Origin of the sequence: Haloparvum sedimenti (assembly GCF_001462205.1) — an archaeon.
In the GTDB taxonomy this organism is placed as follows: Archaea; Halobacteriota; Halobacteria; order Halobacteriales; family Haloferacaceae; genus Haloparvum; species Haloparvum sedimenti.
On the sequence record NZ_LKIR01000120.1, the window covers coordinates 1 to 1,319 of the forward strand.

The window sequence follows — 1,319 nt, forward strand, 5'->3', positions numbered from 1 at the left end:
GGAGATCGAGTCGATCACGCGTGGCCTCGCCGGTGAGCAGCCACCAACGAATCCGCTCGTCGTCCTGAAAGCAGCTCGGTGGTGGTATATCCACGGCAAAGGCGGAACAGACCCCGCGTTCCAGTGGGCCATTGAGTGGGTGCGACACCTCGCGACGGACACACCCAGCGACGTCGAGCGGTTCGACGCGTTCCTCGCGTATCTCGTTGCGGTCGGCTTCGCTGACGAGAAAGCAGCGCTCCGATAACCAGATTTCCCCATTCACACCGAGGGGGGCCGAACGAACACGATCACTCAAGCTGTGCCGGCAACGAGTGTAGCGGTCCGAGCAAGACCTACTTAGAATCGGTAGCAGGCGACGTCCTCGCCACCACAGGTCGGACACGTCTCGGCGTCGACCGAGAGGGTCGTGCCACAGTGGCGGCACTCATACAGCGTGGCCGTATCGGCCGTGCTGGTTCGGATGACCCCGCGAAGCACGTCGACGAGCCCCATACTCTCGACGGTACCTTCGCACCGTTGTTAATCCCAGCCTCCGACAGCGACCTCGATATACCCCTCTCAGCAGCGCCGTTGTTTGTTGTGCGCCCCCGAGGGGTGCGGCGCGTCTGAACTGACGCACTCGCCGTGAACTCGATTCGGTGAATACAATGGTTACAGCCAGTGAGCCGTCGGTCTCGTTCGAAGAGACCGACACGCGACACGACGAGATGCACAGTACCATCGAAGCCTGGATCGACGAGCTCGTCGACGACGTTGACGAGGCCCAGGCCAGCGAGGAATTTCAGGAGTGGCTCAACGTCCAGAGTCGCTTCCACGACTACTCCCATCGCAACACGCTGCTCATCAAGCTGCAGTGCCCCGAGGCGACGAAGGTCGCGGGCTACAACACCTGGCGGAACGAGTTCGACCGGTACGTCCAGGAAGGCGAACAGGCGATCTGGATCTGGGCACCCATTATTACGAAGCAGTGCCCCGAGTGCGAGAACTCACCGAGCTACCACGAGCAAAGCGACTGTGACTACGACGAGACACCGCCCGAGGAGTGGTCTAAAGGACTGGTTGGATTCAAACCAACTGCCGTCTTCGATGTGTCTCAAACCGAGGGCGAACCGCTCCCCGAGCTGGAAACCGAGGCAGCTGGAGACGCCGACGACCTGGTGCCAGCACTCCTCGATGCAGCAACTACGCTCGATATAGACGTCCGTGTCGTCAACGCTGCTGAGTGGGAGCATGGCGACGCAAAAGGCGTCTGCAAACACCGGAACCTCCACGAATGCCAACCCGTCGTCGAAGCGAAAGATAGAGCGAATCAGGCC

At 61.0% G+C, this 1,319-nt stretch carries 3 protein-coding genes; 2 read left to right on the forward strand and 1 reads right to left on the reverse strand.

Translation table 11 applies throughout. From position 1 onward, the window contains the following. On the forward strand, window positions 1–247 hold a 247-nt coding region (locus AN233_RS07270), incomplete at its 5' end, for a hypothetical protein (RefSeq protein ID WP_058366136.1). A 92-nt stretch (window positions 248–339) separates the two neighbouring features. Here the strand turns inward: AN233_RS07270 and AN233_RS17255 are convergent. Then, window positions 340–495: a hypothetical protein gene (locus tag AN233_RS17255; RefSeq protein ID WP_176329434.1), complete on the reverse strand. Its 156-nt coding sequence runs from the start codon at window positions 493–495 to the stop codon at window positions 340–342. Between the two features lie 155 nt (window positions 496–650). On the opposite strand from AN233_RS17255, the gene AN233_RS07275 reads away from it, so the two are divergent. Continuing rightward, a partial coding sequence (locus AN233_RS07275; RefSeq protein ID WP_058366137.1) for an ArdC-like ssDNA-binding domain-containing protein occupies window positions 651–1,319 on the forward strand: 669 nt, incomplete at its 3' end.

Excerpts from the sequence above, each read along its gene's own strand:
- AN233_RS17255 (WP_176329434.1), bottom strand. The coding sequence starts at position 495 with ATGGGGCTCGTCGACGTGCTTCGCGGGGTCATCCGAACCAGCACGGCC.